Here is a 16,064-nt window from a genome sequence, read left to right as displayed (position 1 = left end):
CTGCTTATTTTTTTCCGGTACCCGATGTGGTTGTGTATTCATAACTTTGACCATAAATCCCTTTAGGAGCGTTGGTCCCAGTCAGCACATCCCATTCATCTTTTATGGTAACTTGTTTAACCCTAGAGCCCCCACCCAATTTCGGAGCAGCAGTTAAACTGATACGCGCAAAAGCCTTACCTGCTTCCACTGTATTGCAATAACCTTTTCGTATTGCTTTTTGATAAAAATTTTCGCGGAGTTCTTTCAGGTTACCGGCAGCATTCATTACTGCACTAACTGCTGCACCAATGCCCGTATTCCGGTTATCGCCTACCCTATTCTGATAACCCGGATATGCAAATTTTGGATATTCGTTCTTCATTTTTTGCCAGGCAGCAAAACGAATGGGATTGGTTATTGACCCACCTTCAGCTATTTGTTCTAAGCTAATTTTTGCTACTCCCGAATTGACATTAACTGAAGTTACCTTGCAATAGGCCGATACAAAATCGACCCCGTTATTACTTGAAGGTGCACTTGGTGTACTTACATTAACCTGCGATTTGGTATAGATATAATCAGATCCATTTAGGTACGTATTTTTGAACCATTGGGTCTGATCCTGGCCCATTGGCGGAACAGAATCTATATTGAGTTGTATGGCATTGGCATTGGCCAAAGTTGTACCATCGGGAAAACTATAAGGAACCATAACCGCTGCATGCTTGTTCTGCACATAGGAATAATCGTCTGCTTCGTATATTACCCCGATATTTCCACCCGAAGGCAATTCAATATTACTGATATGCCATAAACCCGCAACCTGGTCAGCATAAGCTTTATCCTGAGTTGCATAAGGGTATTCCACATTTGTTAAGTTTCCGGGATTCGTCTGATTTTTATAATTGCCCCAACGGTCGGTCATCATCGTTCCATAAGGGATATCAGTACCGTTGATTTTAGAATTGTAGGTAAATATATAAGGATGAAATTGACCTTTATGGGTGTTTCCATATTCAGTCCAAATCTTTTTTAAGGTTAATTTACCTCCACCACTGGCTATAGAATTTGGTGTATTTGGACATAAGTCATAACCATACTCAAATTTCACCACTTTAATCGGTTTGCTTAAATTCTCTTTAGAATAGAGGCGAATTTCCTTTAAACATTTCTGCCTAGTTCCAACATCCAGGCCACCTCTCCAATCTGTTACGCCTAAACCATCAAGCCTGTCTTCAGTAATAAAATAGGCAACTTTCGTTTTCGATTCGATAGAATGTATATAATAAATTTCTTTTTCGCCATAAATGATAGAACCCTTATCATCATCCGGATCGGCGAGTAAACCCCTGTTTAAACTTCCCTCGGGTACATGTATACCACCGTTTTTCTTATTACCAAAAGGAGTACGCCACCTGTATTTATCTATCTTGCTATAATTAAATTTAATAGCGGTACCATTATCATCCAATGTAATCCCATCATTGGTTTTATCCACATAATCGGGAGATAAAATGCCGCTGATTAGATAACTGTAAGCATAAGCAGGCTGTGTATCTTTGTGGTAATAATCATCAACTCCTTTTTGCAAGTGATCTATTGTAGTGCCATTTAAAGGCACATCAACTTTGCCAGTACCATTATTTCCTGCATTATTTACGGCGAAAGACATCTCTGTTTGTGAGATATTATATACCGGAACGCCATATACCATCCGCTGTCCGGAGCAATTGGTAACGGTTATTTCAGAAATGTGGTGTTTTTTCCTCATATCATCAATCCTTGCAACACGTGTAGGTGCTATTGCATTCACTCCCATATAATTTGGATCAAAAGTCTGTCCATCTATAAAACTATAGGTGTCTATTGTCTTACTTAGACCAGCAATAGCAGCTTCACCAGCAGTTAAGTATGAGATTGAGGTATTCTGTATCTGACGTTTATCTTTCTCTATTTTCCCACTAACAGATAATACATTACTACTAAAATTACTTACCGTGCTAAAACTCGATGATGCTGTTTTATTAGAAGTTGAAATCGAAAGAGGAGTTGATGCATATAACTTTGATACCATGACACTGTCTTCAATGTTTTTATCTTCTGCATTTCTAAAGAAAACGTGCTGCCTGGTAGGATCAGTAGTGGGCTCATCCTGAAAATCACCATTTTTTAGATAATTATTGTCATTAGTCCACTTTCTCGTCACATTTGAAGTAGATTGGTTAAAAGCAGTTATACCACCATGAGCATAAGCGCCAAATCCAATATCACCGCCAATACTGCTTACTTTGGAGTTATCTGCAACTTCATTATCAAAGTATATACCTGTTCCACCTCTGTAGAGCCTAAATTGACCAGAACCTGTTTGGCTGTTATAGGCAAATACATCTGGCGTAGCAATTGGCAAAAGCTAAGTTTGGCAATTCCGGTATTACAGGATTGTCTTTTTCTCTAATAAAATCGTGCAAAGCCTTTTTTTGATTTTTCCCACGCTCTGCGTATAAATACCCATATTCGGGGTTTCTGAAATTGCCGCCGTTAGAGATGTACCTTACACTTTTATAACCCGTTCCGCCCGCACTACCATAAAGACCAAAAACAGTTCCACCAACATCTACACTAAAAGAACCATATTCTGAAGTATAAGGCACCTGAAGTTTGGGCATTATAGGCTCTGTATTATAGGAAATAGATGAGGAAGTATTATAACTCATAAAACTTTTATTAAAACTCAATGTCTTTAAACCTGAGCGACTATTGTATCCTAAAGAAGAACTAAAACCTGCGTTTACCAGTGTCTTTTCCTCTTTGAATGCAGATATAGATAGTGAAGCATTTGGAGTTACATCTACCCCAGAGGCTGTGCTTGATAAAATGCCAATTCCCAAACCTGCTGTAAGCTGGCCATCGTTCGCCAATGAAAAAGACATACCGGCATTGGCACCTATTTCAGCACCTATGCCAGTATAATTATCACTAAAAATACCAAAGGTTAATGAACCGTTAAGACCTGCTCCTCCTTTAAAGGCTGTGTTTTTACCAAAAAGTTCGACTTTGGCAGTTAGTTTACCTCCAACTGTTATTTTGGGTTTGGTATATTGTTCTGTTACTAACTCATCCCCACTTAAATCGTCGGGGATTCCTCTTAATTGTCGATTAATAGCACCTACGTTTAAGTTCCAACCCAAACCAACCCAACTGGCTTCGTCATCAATACCTACTCCTGATTGGTAGTTTAAATTAATGGGATAGCCATCAACATCTAAAAGCGGAACATTATATTTAAAATCCCCACTAAACAAATCAACCATATCAGAAACACCTACTGGTTGAAAAGATTGTGCTTCTGGCTGGGCCGGACCGGAGGTTAATGCATATACACTTAATGGTTGAAAAATTTGTATCAGCCATAGTACAAGCAAAAATTTAGCAATAAATTTGGTCTTGTTAATTAAAGTATATCCCATATTATTTAATCGTGAGAATGTATTTTTTTATTAATAATTTGATCCTGATAAATCAACATGTATTCTTTTAAAGAAAGGTCCTGATTACTGAACCCTATAAGAAATTCGTAACTCCCCTTTATCCCATTGGCAACGGGTTCCACATAGTCAGGATATAACTTTATATTGTTATTGAGGAGATAAAAGCAACTATCAGCGTGATAAAGAAAGGATTCTGTAATTTTTTCTTTTCCATGCTCAATAAATTTTTTATCAGGAAATACCCTAACCATAAAAGTCTGCATCCGATCGTTTGATGATGTTTTTTTTAATTGGGCCATTACCCGTATATCATTATCCAAACTCTGTCCTGAAGGGCTTTTAGAAGTACATGAAAACATCAATCCAAGTAAAATTATTATAGTATACTTTCTCATTCTGTAGGGTGTTTATATAGAAATCTCAAACTTTTCTGTCCACCATCTGGCAACTGTATTTTCATGATGTACGAATAGTTATTATCAAATGAAAAGTTATGGCTCAAATCGATATAAATTTTATTTTGGCCACGTTTAAGTTTCAATTTCGGTAAGCTTCTTATTTTTTTCGAAGGATTATTAATGCAAAGGATACTATATTTCAGATCCTGTTCCCCATAAGAGTTTACCAATGCAAACTTCATATTTCCCTCTGCGATATAATAATTCCCCTTAACCAAATCCTCTATATCCCTATACCCATAATCGGTAGGAATCACATTGTTCACACTATCCTGACAGTTCACTTCAAACGACCAGATATCTGATCGGTTGATGATGGTTTGATCGCGGTAAGCGCTTACCTGCCAGGCATATTTTTTACCCGCTACGAGTTCTTTTGAGTTTGGCGGATACACCAATAAATTGGCCACTACTCCTTTCTGATTCACAATAGGGAGATTGTAATTTAAGGCTTCAACTGCATTCTGTTTATCTTTAATTTCTACCAGCATCACCTGGTAAAGCAAGCCATCCATCTTGGGCATAGAGGGCTGCCAGGTAAGCAGTGGCCGTTTTTCGCAAATTTCGTCCTGATCGTAGGGCTCAATCAGATCTAACGGTGCTGGCGGGGTAATCTCATTATTAAAGGTTTGATCGATAATAATCTCCTGACTTGAAGAGGCTAAGTAAATATTAAACGAATATTCGTAATCCCCCTGTGGAAAATATTGATTGCGCCTGATAAAATTTGCCGTTGCATTCTGCGCCATGGCTACGTTAGCCGTGCGGGCAACTCCCGATGGAATGATGTTGTTCCCTGGTACAATGGTAAATGCTTCGGTTTGTATGGTGGCAATTTTTCCTGCACGGGCTTCCCGTATAGTAATGTTCATTCTCACCGATTTAACGCCTGAAGCATTAAATATCGAAACCCTGAAAAGGCCATTTAAGGTAGTGCCATATACCTCCGGAACAAACACAATACTGGTTTGAGCAGAGACAGCAGTGCTTATGGAAATAAATAAAATAAATAATCTTAATTTAAGCTTGCTCATTGTTTGTCGAGATAATAGTGTATAGATATTTCTCCCCTGTTAGTAGAAAAAAGATCCGGATAGGTTGGGGTAATCAGGTTTTTGCGGATGTCTACATAGGCCGAGATATCAAAGTGTTTCTTCAGCATAAACTGGATACTTTGTTTAATACCAGCCTGGCGGGCAAGATTTTGATTATCGAGGTAACTTAATCCGCTCGACATTGAAACGCCTCTAAACAATTGGTACTGCAAGGATGCATCTGAGTTGAGCATATTGCCCAATATAGTGTTGGCATTAAGCTCGCGGTTATAAAACAGGTTTCCTGAAAGTGAAAAGTCTTTAAATACTACTGTTTGTACGTAATTAAACTGCATCAGACTAGAATTGCCCAATGATAATGGATTTGCTATTTCCTGTTGTGCCACACTAATATGGCTAAAGCCACGTTGCCCAAAGAGTTTATAATTAGAGTTAATATCGATTTGGAGTTTTTTAGAGGCATAAACCGGTGTGCTCCCCTGCGATACTTTATCTACACCATTATCAATGTATTTTAAACCTAAGTTGGTCGAACGTGAAATGCGGAACCTCGAATCGAGCTGGATATTGTGGTTGCTCCAATGCGAATTATCAGTAGCGCTGATCGGCATGTTCTTAAAATCTGACCGCACGGTAAGCGTCATTTTATTGTGGAAGAAATCTTTACGGATATTACCGCCAAACCTTAAATTAAGGTTACCAATACCTTGCTGACCTGGATTTTGAAAGCCCGAACCAGCATAATTAACAAATACAGCACTTCTGAGTCCGAGTTTTTTAGAATCAATGGAGTGGTTTAGGCCAACTGACATGGTCTGCAGAAAGTCATCCCTAAAGTAATTGCCATTGGTATTTCTATCGATCATTAACTGATCTGGACCAAATGCAGCAAGCTCTTTATATTGGGTAGAAGATTTAGAAACATCGAAGGTAAGTGTTCCTGCTTTACTAAAGTTAAAGGCCTGGCTAAGGGTAAAAACCATATTATTGCGCGGCAATGAATTTTGTGCAAAGCCAATGTTACCGTTAAACTGTCTATCGTAGGTGCCCACCCAAGAAAGCTTACCTGAGCCGAATGAAAAATTGGTAGTAGGTACACTTAAATAACTGTATAGTTTAGGAATGGCATAAGTAGATGAATTAAACCCGGCATCTTTTGATGAGTTAAGGTCGCGGTTTGTACTTAGCCCAACACTTACCGGGCCTCTTGGTGTTCTTAAAGAAAAATTGAAACCGTTTAAAAAGAGATCGCGATTTAGAAAACTCCCGGGCAATTGGTGACCAAAATTGCCAGCCTGAAATTCATGCAGCCGGGCATAACTTTTTTGTAAAAAACCCATATCCTTTCCTTTGGAAAGTTCTGATACAAAGAAATTTTCGAGTTCGCGCTGAGAGATTTTGCCCTGGGCAACTTTTTCCAGCAGTTCCAGTTTTTCCGGATCGAGCCCACTGTCATAAACCGACTGCTGTACCTTTTTGGATTTCAGTAAACAATTCCTGTTTTTTAGCATTTAATAAGTTTGTAAGGGAATCCTGTCCTTGTTGACTAAGCTGTTTCCCCCGTTCTGTGCCTGATCTTTTATTTCTTCTGTAAATTCGTTCAGTTTTCCCTTCAACTCCAATTCATCCATCTTGAGCATACTTCTTAAATTTTCGGGATTATTTAAATATGCCTGTAGTTTTGGTGAAGCCGAAAGATTAAGATTCTTTGCAATCTTATCCTGTATTTTCTTCCGGAGAAAAGACTCTGCGGTTTGTCCACTCAACACGTTTTTACGTAAGTTGCGGTACTGATCAAGATCTGCCTTAAAAAACTGGTTAAAACTTGGTTTTGGTAAATTGAACTTAAAGAGATTGCCCTGATCCAAACTGAAATCACGCATGGCTGTATAAGTGTTCGCCAATGAAAGATCGATAGGAATATTATACACCTTTAATTGTCCAGAAAAAGTTACATTATTTAACAGGTTTTTACCATTGGCAGGATTTTGCGTCTTGATGTATTGGGTTTCATTCCCTACAGAAACATCGCTAAACTGTATCTTATTCCCCTTTTTAAGCGTATCTTTCTTTAATAGTTTAGCAATATCGGATTGTTTTACACGCTGATCTGCCTGCGCCAATACCGACTTTTTAGCCACCTGGATTTTTTCCATCGCCAGAGAATCGATTTTAGAGCGTTTCTTCTTCCCTGATTTAAGACTATCAATAACGGATTGCTTTGTTTTAGTATACTGTGCCGACGCATCTGCCGAAATATTTACAGGTTGTACCTTAAGTCCTTTTTTCAAGGAATCTTTTTTTAATAATCCGGTTAAATCCGACTGATTAAAACGTTCCTTTACCTGTGTGGTGATTGCCTTTTTGGATGTCTGGATTTTCTGTGCGGCCAGCGAATCCAATTTCGGGATTTTCTTTTTACCCGATTTCAGGCTATCTGCAATGGCCTGCTCGGGAGAGGGAAGCTGCGCGAGAAGCTGCATTGATTGCAGGCAAAAGAATACCAGCAAAGTAGCTGTTATTACGGCTTTGTTCATACGTTATATTTAGCATTGCTTTATCAAGGTTTTTCCAGGCATTTATAGGGCAGGAACAGACATCAATAAGGCGTTAATTTGTTTGGCTTGTGAGTCTGGAGACTCAATTTCTAAGATCATGATAAAAATGGCGGTAAAAAAACTGAGCTGGACCTGTTTCCACAAACAGGACTTTTCTGCTGACGAAAGCCTCTGAATGTTTGATGCCCCCCGATATTCAATGCCCATTTTTTTAAAAAACATTTAATTTATAGATCATCGTGATGTTATAATTTTCTTTTCCTTGGTGTTGACAATAGCTGTTTAACCTGTTTCTTTACTGCTAAAAGCATTTGTTGTTGGATTTCGGCATTCTGCTTTAGTATAATAATATCTTTCTGTTGTATAGATAAGGTTTTATCTTTTTCAATCAGATGCAACGTAAGCTCTTCTATTTTTTTTAGCAGCAATTTGTTCATTTCTCCAACAGCCATTCCGTCCCTTTCAAATGCGTTTGCAGAAGGTACTTCAGGCAAATGTTTATTAACCTTAACATATTGCTCAATTTCACTCAGCGAAAGCTTATCATAATTATCTTCGAAAACATAATCAGGCATATCCTGTGCATCAATACGGATTTCACGGGCTTTGATTTTGCCATTTACCGTTAATTTTTCGGTCGGTGTAATTGTCCCAATACCAACATTCCCTGTGTTAAAATAGCTTGGGATGTTATTATTATTAGCAAGCTGAATTACCGGATTACCTCCTCCATTGGCATTGGTAATCCTAATTCCACTACTAAATCGGTGCGTTGCCCATCCATCATTCAGGTCAACAATGTCTCCATCATCCGCCAATTTTATCCCCCCTCCGGTAGCATTCCCTGTTGATACCAGAAGATTACCTGAAACAGCAATATCGCCACCCAAAACCTGCAACTTTGACGTTGGGTTAATAGTCCCTATGCCCACATTTCCTTTTGAAATATAATGTGTGCCTTCGCCTGTGACCATAAGATTGCTGGTAGAGGTTAAAGGATTATCAGATAAGAATGGTACCGAAAAATCGTCAATTGCTGTCGGTATAGGTGCTGTATTTATTTTAATTTGATTGATATAATCAAGATTATCTACCCGTTCCTGTTGATAGGTAATTTTTACCCTATACGTTGCATAATTCCTTATGTCGATATAAATGGGCAAGGCCTTATTAATATAGCCCCCGTAGGTAGTAGCTAGATTGTAAGCAGTACCTAGCGTTACCGTTGCATGTTGTTCCTGCCCTCCACTTTCTACGAGGCTAATTTTAGTCTGACCTGAATTAATTCCTGTACCAAAACCGTTATTAATAATATACTTTTGATAACCAGTAGTGAAAGATTGCTGAAAAAGTTCAACTATAATTACACCTCCCAGCTGCCAGTGATAAGAATTAAAGCCAAGTGTAGCTACCTCGTACCTCATTGCCTGCAGGTTATTTGCGGACAAATTGTTTATTACCGATGATTTTAATCCATTTTGATCGGAATGGGTCTGCGCATTTACCCGAATACAAAAAGTAAATACAAGACAGAAGATTATACTTGTAAAAAAATTATTTTTCATGATGCATTTAGTTCGATTTTTTCCTTCTCATAAATTAACAGCAAACACTTGCAACATTATTAAAGACAATATGACTACCAATTCTACTATTCATATCATAAATATTGTTACCTGATAGCCGGCTATATTTGTTACAGGTAATGATTAATCTACTGCTAATTAGTTTGTTTGTGAATGGAGCAACTTCAGTTCGAAGATTGGGAAATAAAATAGAAATTCGCACCCCTAAGCTCTGGCGTTACACATAAAGATGACTTTTATACTATGAACAGGATAAAATGTATGATGAAACTGTATTTTTTGTTATTTATATCTACATATTATATTTGAGCCAAATAACTCGCCTTTGTATGAAATTTTAACTGCATTCCAGCAAATGGTATCCTGCTACCCCTGGAAGTCCTCTGCGACCATAATCTGCTGAATTATTTTTAGTAGAATACGGGCATTAATATCAAACCAGGTGTCTTCTTTTATCTGAAAATGCCCTACAGGATTTAAAGTATTTACTCCTGCAGGCCTAGAATTGGAGAAGCATACTGAGTATATGTTTGGTCTGAAAAAGAAACATTTGTATAAAACAGCAGCTATTTGAGACAGAAATTTCATTTATTAAGGGATTTAATTTTTCTCTAGTTCAAAGATCTTTAAACGTTGGGCGTCAAATAGGCCATCCCGTTCAAGATTAAGCTTGTGCTCTTGAATGATGTACAAGGTGAACTCCTCGACTTTTTTTAAAAGCAGTTTATTCATTTCTCCCAGTTCTAATCCATTCTTTTCAGCTTCAATAGCACCAGTTATTTCTGGCAGGTGTTTCTTTTCTTTGATGTAACTCTCCAACTCTTCTAAGGTTGTAATCTTATAATCCTTCTCAAAAACATAATCGGGCATATCCTGTGCATCTACCCTGATTTCTCTTGCTCTTATTTTACCATTAACGGTGAGTTTTTCAGTTGGCGCAGTTGTACCAATCCCTACATTCCCTCCACTACTTATGTACATCAGTTGCGTTTCTATACCACTATTATTTAAATTGTGAAAGCCAAAACCACCTGAACTACCCCCACCCTGGTTAGATATAAAATTGGTTTCACCTCTTGATCCTGATCTATTTGAGCCAATTAATAGCTTTCCGGTGCCTGTTAAATAACTGATATTTGATAAAGCAAGGTTGGTTCCTCCGAATATGGCAGTTCCCGAAACTTCAAGTGTCCCTAAGGGACTTTGCGTACCAATACCAAATCCGTTTGAGCCAAAAAAGATTGGGTGATGATTACCATTAGACAATAGACAATTGGATTGCCTTTACCCGCCTTTATTAGCACTATATAAGCTTAACCCATAGCTGAACCGGTGTGAAGCCCATCCATCATTCAAGTCTACTATATCACCATCATCACTTAACGTTATTCCACCACCTGTACTATTGTCTATCGATACATACAGCCTACCGCTGGCTCTGATATCTCCACCAACATCGAATTTATATGCAGGAACCTGGATGCCAATGCCTACCAATCCATTAATATCCATGAATAGACCTTTTGTGGTATTGTTACCCCACGGCTGCAAACCAAATGTGCTAGTATTATCTAGAAATCCCATTCCGTAAGCCATTTTAGACTTTCTTACAAATGCTAAATGAAAATTAGTGCCTTGGCTGGCGGGGCGAGTAATCTGCAACATACCATACCTTGTGGCTTCGTAAGAATCTCCTACATCCAACGAAGAGTTGATCGTTATACCGTTGGTAGTTGTGTTACCTAAATCTGTCACGCTTTGTAATGTCTGAGCCTGTAAGGATAGTGAGATACTGAAAACGGCAGAAAGGAGAAATATTGATCTCAATACTGGATTTAATTCAAATTTAATTCTATATTTTTTAACTATGTTGCAATTGGCTACTATTTTTACCTAAGTTCACAAATATTACATGTGCCAGATCGGCATCTATTTTATACTAATAACCATCAATCTAGAAGTGCTTAGTTTGTTTTGCGAAGCTTGAAAACTCCGGTTCGAAGATGGAAGAAAAAAAGAAACTTTATATAGTTAACTGTTAGCCTTACACATAAGTAGTATTATGATACCATGAACAGGATAAAACGTATGCCCAAACTTCTTTTTATCAATTATGTAACATGATTATATATTTGGAATATAATGCGCTCTTATATGAAATTTAACTGCATTGCAGGCGGGCGATGATTCTGCTAACCAAGAATTCCTCTGTGACCATAATCTGCTAAATTATTAGTTAGTAGATATGATATTGATTACTGGTTTTACTCCTTAGCAATATCGTGCGCACTATTTGAATATATTATCAACGACTGGCAATCATTTAGTTTGTTTGTAAAGTGGAGAACTTCAAATCGAATATGGGCGAAATAAAATAAGATTCATACCACTAAGCTATAGTGTTACACATACGGGTAGCTTTTGTACTATGAACAGGATAAAATGTATGATGAAACTGTATTTTTTTTGTTATTTATATCTACAGATTATATATTTGAGTTAAATAGCTCTCCCCTGTATGAAATTTAACTGTATTGCAGTAGATGATGATTCTGCAAACTTAGAACTACTGTGTGATTATCTCACCACACTTGACGATTATGAACTTATAGAAAGTTTTACCGACCCCATTAAAGCAATGAAATACATTGTTTCGGGAGATAATCTAGATATTGTTTTCATGGATATAGAAATGCCTGGGCTTTCTGGAATCGATCTGGCTAGAATTATCAGACATAAAACCAGAAATCTAATTTTTACAACCGGGCATTCCAAATATGCACTTGATGCGTTTGAAATTGAAGCTGATGCTTTTCTCCTCAAACCTTTCTCTCTGGGCCATTTTGCTACCGTATTGCATAAATTACAAAACAGACGCATTTTACCTACCCTGGAAAAGAAAAAATTGATGATCAGTATTTCTTTATCAAAAGTAAAAATGATAAGTCGAAATTGGTAAAAATCAGGTTTGATGAAATTATAGCAATAGAAAGTATTCAGAATTACATTTCGATATACACAACGCAAAAAACAGTTGTAGCACACCTTACCCTTACAAAAATTAAAGAAATACTCAAGAATAACAATTCATTTATTCAGATCCACAGGTCTTTTATTATTTCAAGAAACTATTTAGAAGAAATTGAGAACAACCTGGTAAGAATGAAAAACGATCTATTGCTAACCATTGGCGAAAATTACCGCGATGAACTTATCGGTTTTGTAAAAACAAAAACAATCAGAACCGGAAGGAACTAGTCTATCAATTATATTATTTGATAAATAACATAACTGAGTAAACAATGCTATCAATTTCAAAAGTTAAAAACAGATATGCTTCAACTTGTTTATTTCGAAATCTTCAATAAAAAAGTTCGTTAATGGTCTCGTCGGGAGCAATATTTAAAACTTGCATGTCCAGTTGGGAAGTTTTTTTTATAAAAAATACACCAAAATATACCTTTAGATTTATATTGACCTTTTTTCAGCTCAATATGAATTCTTTTAGCTGCAACAATACCGCGATCAAAACAAATTAAAATAAAGGTCTCAAAAAAGGAAGAATTCCTTATGCTTAAATAAGGTATTTGTTTTTTCAACCGGCCTGACCAACAAGGTTCTGAAGTGATCGCTGGTTTCGTATATGGAGATACCGGTCAATTCGCCTCTTATTCTGTTGCTGCAACAAACTTGGATATAGATTCATTAAAATATTAACCAATAACATCACTGTGGCAAATAAGTACAGGCCCTGGGATAATTTAATTACGATGAAAATCATCATAAATAGAAAAGCAAAAAGATGGTTTAGTTCAGCCTTTGTCATTTCTAATCTATATTCTCCCAGCTCATTTGCCAGGATTTTTTTAGTGACTGATAACATGGGATTGAAATATTTAAAGAAGCTATGCATGATGATCCACTTGAACGGTGTTAGTCCAATTAATCCGTTAACCTTTTCATTTTTTATGAAATTTAGGTAAGGCAACCTATTCTTGTAAAAACTTGTTCCTGAAAGTATAGCAGTTATGATCATGCCAACTATCCAGGAAATAAAAGCAATCGAAAAACTAAATGTAAAATACTTAATCATAAGCTGAGGCGTCGCTTTTATACTATAAGCGTAACTTTAAATAACGAAAATAATAAATAACTGTGAAATTGCATTACACATCAAGGATTGAAGCAGAATTGCATTAATTAAAGCGATGATACATCATTTTTAGTTAAAATCACGATCTTTATTAACTCAAATAAAACAAACAGATATGAAAAAATTATTTTTAATATTCCTGCTGCTGCCTTTTATTGGCACCGCACAGGTTAAAGGCACTCATTTTGAACACGGACTTTCCTGGCAGCAGGTGAAGGAGAAAGCCAAAAAAGAGAACAAATACCTTTTGGTCGACTGCTTTACTACCTGGTGTGGTCCTTGCAAATATATGGCCAGTACCATTTTCCCGCAGGAGAAAGTTGGTGAATTCTTTAACAAAAACTTTGTAAATGTTAAGGTACAGTTCGACCAGACCAAAAATGATAGCGAAGAAGTGAAAAGCTGGTATGCCGATGCCCAGTCTATGAGCAAAGAGTTCAGGATAAATGCCTATCCTACCTTTCTGATCTTCTCTCCGCAGGGCAAGCTTGTACACCGTATTGTGGGGGCAGTGAAGCAGATGAATTTATAGCCAGAGCGCAGATGGCGCTGAACCCGGAAACCCAATATTATACGCTGATGAAAAAAAGCGAATCTGGAAATGTGGCTCCTGAGACCTTGAAACAATTAGCCATTAGTGCCGAGGCTGCCTATGATGAGGAAAACTCCGCAAAGTTTGCCAACGCTTATATTGCTACGCAAAAAGACCTCTATACGAAAGAGAACCTGGAGTTTCTCAGCAGATATACTAAAAGCAGCAAAAGCAAGGGATTTGAGCTCATGCTAAATCATCCTGAAAAAATAGATGCCGTTCTGGGAAAGGGAAAATCAAATGAAATTTTAAGCGCTGTTGTTCTGGAGGAAAGCATCTATCCCGGGCTTAGAAAACCCAACGCAAATATAGATTCACTGGTTGCAGCCTTAAAATCGAAATACCCGATGGTAGACATTAGCAAACCTGTAGACCTGATCAAGATCCAGATTTTTCAGAGCGAAAAAAATGGGACAAATTTCAGCCCGCAGTATTAAGCTATATGAAAAAATACGGTACAGAAGTACGTGCTGATATGCTGAATTCATTTGCCTGGACTGTTTTCGAAAACTGTAAAGATGCTAACTGCATCACTGAGGCATTGAGCTGGAGTAAACGCAGCGTGGATGAGACCCAAAGCAAAGAGCCAGCTTACCTTGACACTTATGCCAATCTGCTGTATAAGCTGGGTAAGAAGGACCAGGCGATCGCTATGCAGCAGAAAGCAGTAGACCTGGTTACAGCTGAAAATAAAGCACAGTACCAGGTTACGCTTGAGAAAATGAAAAAAGGTAAATAATCCTTAAGATTAAGAAAAAGGGGATGTAGCTTATGGTGCTGCATCCCCTTTTTGAGTTTAAAAAGCAATTTAAGTATCCGCGTTTGAGCACGAGCAGACGAAAATCCATTAATTGCCATTCTTTCAATTCACAGAATTTCTATGTCGCTAATATAATATGCTATGGGCGTGCTGGTGTCTTTTCAAAGCAAACCCTCACATACATTCGGCATATAAGGGTTTGCTTGCATACTGGTTCATCCATCTTTGGATAATTACATTTTATCGGGACATCTCTATCATGGTTGAAAGTTGCCTCACGGCAACCTCATTTGGCCAAAGCAATCCCAATTCTTTAAAGCGTATTTTACCATTGCCATCAATAATAAACTTTGCAGGAATTCCGGAAACACCAAATGAGGTTACTGCAGGATTCTTTTTGTAACGGGATCTTTAGTATCCATATACAAGGGCAAATCCAGGTTATGGGTTAACAAATAGTTTACAGCATCAGGTTTTGGGTTTGGAACCGTTTCCCAGGTATGTATAAACAAAAACTTTACCGTCGGGTCATTTTTATATTTGTTAACCATCATTTGCATCGCCGGAAGCGACTTTTTACAGGGTCCGCACCAGGTTGCCCAAAAATCAAGAACAATCGTCTTTCCTTTAAAGTCTGACAAGGAGACTTCCTTGCCGTTTATATCTTTCACTTTAAATTCAGGCGCCTGCTCCGCTATCATTTTGGCTGCTATTTCTGCTTTGTATTTGTTGTCAAACTGATTGGTAAGCGTAGCCAGGTAAGCATTTGTATCTTTGCCAGGGTGCACACTTATGTAGGCCTTTTTCAGTTCATTCTTCAAATCATCATTGGCCAGGCCTGATAAAACTGCTTTCTCCAGTTCAGGAAGCGCTTCCTGGTACCTGCCGGTTTTGCTCATCAAATAATAATACTGTGCAGTCAATCCTGTACTTTTTTTGTTAGCCTGCTCATAGCATTCCTTAATAGCAGCGAAAGCTTTTTCATGGTTCCCCAGTTTATCCTCCACCTGACTATATAGTTGTAACAAATACAACCGCTCTTCATTTGCATTTTTTGGGTTATTCAATTCTTGCCCAACCAATGTTTCAGCAGCTTTCAAATCATACCCTATTAAGCCCGTCGCAAAGTTTTCAACGTACATGATTCTTGCAGTTTCCTGGATCTGGTTAAAATAATATAAAGCCTTCGCAGAGTTTTTTGCTATTACAAAATTATCTACCAATATAGCTCTGTATTGATCAAAACTCTCATTCGGATGGGCTTTGACCAGGCGGTTAAGAATGGCTTCTTTTTCTGAGAGATCAATAAAGAGCTTCAAAGAATCAAGACTAGCCTTATAAGCGGGTTCTGCCTGCTGACTATATCCCGATAAACTTATAAACAGAAGCGCAATAAATACTATTATTTTTCTCATTTTGATTAGATATTATA

At 37.6% G+C, this 16,064-nt stretch carries 16 protein-coding genes; 5 read left to right on the top strand and 11 right to left on the bottom strand.

All coding sequences use genetic code 11. The features are described 5' to 3' along the window. Positions 1-4: 4 nt before the first annotated feature. From ACQ86H_RS09925 to ACQ86H_RS09885, 9 genes are all read right to left on the bottom strand, one after another. Entirely contained in the window at positions 5-2,389 is a 2,385-nt protein-coding gene (locus ACQ86H_RS09925) for a hypothetical protein (RefSeq protein WP_431294713.1), read from the bottom strand. Then, entirely contained in the window at positions 2,355-3,449 is a 1,095-nt protein-coding gene (locus ACQ86H_RS09920; protein WP_431294712.1) for a hypothetical protein, read from the bottom strand. Before ACQ86H_RS09920 ends, ACQ86H_RS09925 begins: the two co-directional genes overlap by 35 nt. A 5-nt stretch (positions 3,450-3,454) precedes the next feature. After that, positions 3,455-3,865, bottom strand: a complete 411-nt coding sequence (locus tag ACQ86H_RS09915; protein WP_431294711.1) for a hypothetical protein — start codon at positions 3,863-3,865, stop codon at positions 3,455-3,457. Further along, positions 3,862-4,962, bottom strand: coding sequence for a DUF928 domain-containing protein (locus ACQ86H_RS09910; RefSeq protein WP_431294710.1), 1,101 nt, complete (start codon positions 4,960-4,962; stop codon positions 3,862-3,864). The genes ACQ86H_RS09915 and ACQ86H_RS09910 overlap by 4 nt, the downstream gene beginning before the upstream one ends. After that, a complete protein-coding gene (locus ACQ86H_RS09905) occupies positions 4,959-6,494 on the bottom strand; it encodes a hypothetical protein (protein WP_431294709.1) in 1,536 nt (511 codons plus the stop codon). The genes ACQ86H_RS09910 and ACQ86H_RS09905 overlap by 4 nt, the downstream gene beginning before the upstream one ends. Next, a complete protein-coding gene (locus ACQ86H_RS09900) occupies positions 6,495-7,520 on the bottom strand; it encodes a hypothetical protein (RefSeq protein ID WP_431294708.1) in 1,026 nt (341 codons plus the stop codon). Positions 7,521-7,786: 266 nt separating this feature from the next. Then, complete coding sequence (locus ACQ86H_RS09895; RefSeq protein WP_431294707.1) at positions 7,787-8,965, bottom strand: hypothetical protein; 1,179 nt, start codon at positions 8,963-8,965, stop codon at positions 7,787-7,789. A 762-nt stretch (positions 8,966-9,727) separates the two neighbouring features. Further along, positions 9,728-10,393, bottom strand: a complete 666-nt coding sequence (locus ACQ86H_RS09890; RefSeq protein WP_431294706.1) for a hypothetical protein — start codon at positions 10,391-10,393, stop codon at positions 9,728-9,730. Positions 10,394-10,411: 18 nt separating this feature from the next. Beyond that, the gene (locus tag ACQ86H_RS09885) at positions 10,412-10,954 is read right to left on the bottom strand and encodes a hypothetical protein (RefSeq protein WP_431294705.1); all 543 of its coding nucleotides are present in this window, start codon (positions 10,952-10,954) and stop codon (positions 10,412-10,414) included. A gap of 691 nt (positions 10,955-11,645) precedes the next feature. Here ACQ86H_RS09885 and ACQ86H_RS09880 point away from each other — a divergent pair. Beyond that, on the top strand, positions 11,646-12,086 hold the full coding sequence (locus tag ACQ86H_RS09880) for a LytR/AlgR family response regulator transcription factor (RefSeq protein ID WP_431294704.1): 441 nt from the start codon (positions 11,646-11,648) through the stop codon (positions 12,084-12,086). Continuing rightward, positions 12,080-12,385 carry a LytR/AlgR family response regulator transcription factor gene (locus tag ACQ86H_RS09875; RefSeq protein ID WP_431294703.1) on the top strand — a complete coding sequence of 102 codons (306 nt, stop codon included), beginning with the start codon at positions 12,080-12,082 and terminating at the stop codon, positions 12,383-12,385. Before ACQ86H_RS09880 ends, ACQ86H_RS09875 begins: the two co-directional genes overlap by 7 nt. Before the next feature lie 337 nt (positions 12,386-12,722). On the opposite strand, the gene ACQ86H_RS09870 is transcribed toward ACQ86H_RS09875, so the two are convergent. Further along, a complete protein-coding gene (locus ACQ86H_RS09870) occupies positions 12,723-13,163 on the bottom strand; it encodes a hypothetical protein (RefSeq protein ID WP_431295371.1) in 441 nt (146 codons plus the stop codon). Between the two features lie 232 nt (positions 13,164-13,395). On the opposite strand from ACQ86H_RS09870, the gene ACQ86H_RS09865 reads away from it, so the two are divergent. The 3 genes from ACQ86H_RS09865 to ACQ86H_RS09855 are packed head-to-tail and all read left to right on the top strand — an operon-like array spanning position 13,396 to position 14,611. Further along, complete coding sequence (locus tag ACQ86H_RS09865; RefSeq protein WP_431294702.1) at positions 13,396-13,812, top strand: thioredoxin family protein; 417 nt, start codon at positions 13,396-13,398, stop codon at positions 13,810-13,812. A gap of 47 nt (positions 13,813-13,859) precedes the next feature. After that, a complete protein-coding gene (locus ACQ86H_RS09860; RefSeq protein ID WP_431294701.1) occupies positions 13,860-14,309 on the top strand; it encodes a hypothetical protein in 450 nt (149 codons plus the stop codon). Positions 14,310-14,314: 5 nt separating this feature from the next. Continuing rightward, the gene (locus ACQ86H_RS09855; protein WP_431294700.1) at positions 14,315-14,611 is read left to right on the top strand and encodes a hypothetical protein; all 297 of its coding nucleotides are present in this window, start codon (positions 14,315-14,317) and stop codon (positions 14,609-14,611) included. A gap of 401 nt (positions 14,612-15,012) precedes the next feature. On the opposite strand, the gene ACQ86H_RS09850 is transcribed toward ACQ86H_RS09855, so the two are convergent. Beyond that, entirely contained in the window at positions 15,013-16,047 is a 1,035-nt protein-coding gene (locus ACQ86H_RS09850) for a TlpA family protein disulfide reductase (RefSeq protein ID WP_431294699.1), read from the bottom strand. Positions 16,048-16,064 lie beyond the last annotated feature (17 nt).

The organism is Pedobacter sp. P26, from assembly GCF_050632135.1.
Taxonomy (GTDB): Bacteria; Bacteroidota; Bacteroidia; order Sphingobacteriales; family Sphingobacteriaceae; genus Pedobacter.
The sequence above is the reverse complement of the archived record's forward strand: the minus strand, read 5'-3'. Positions and strand labels throughout refer to the sequence as shown.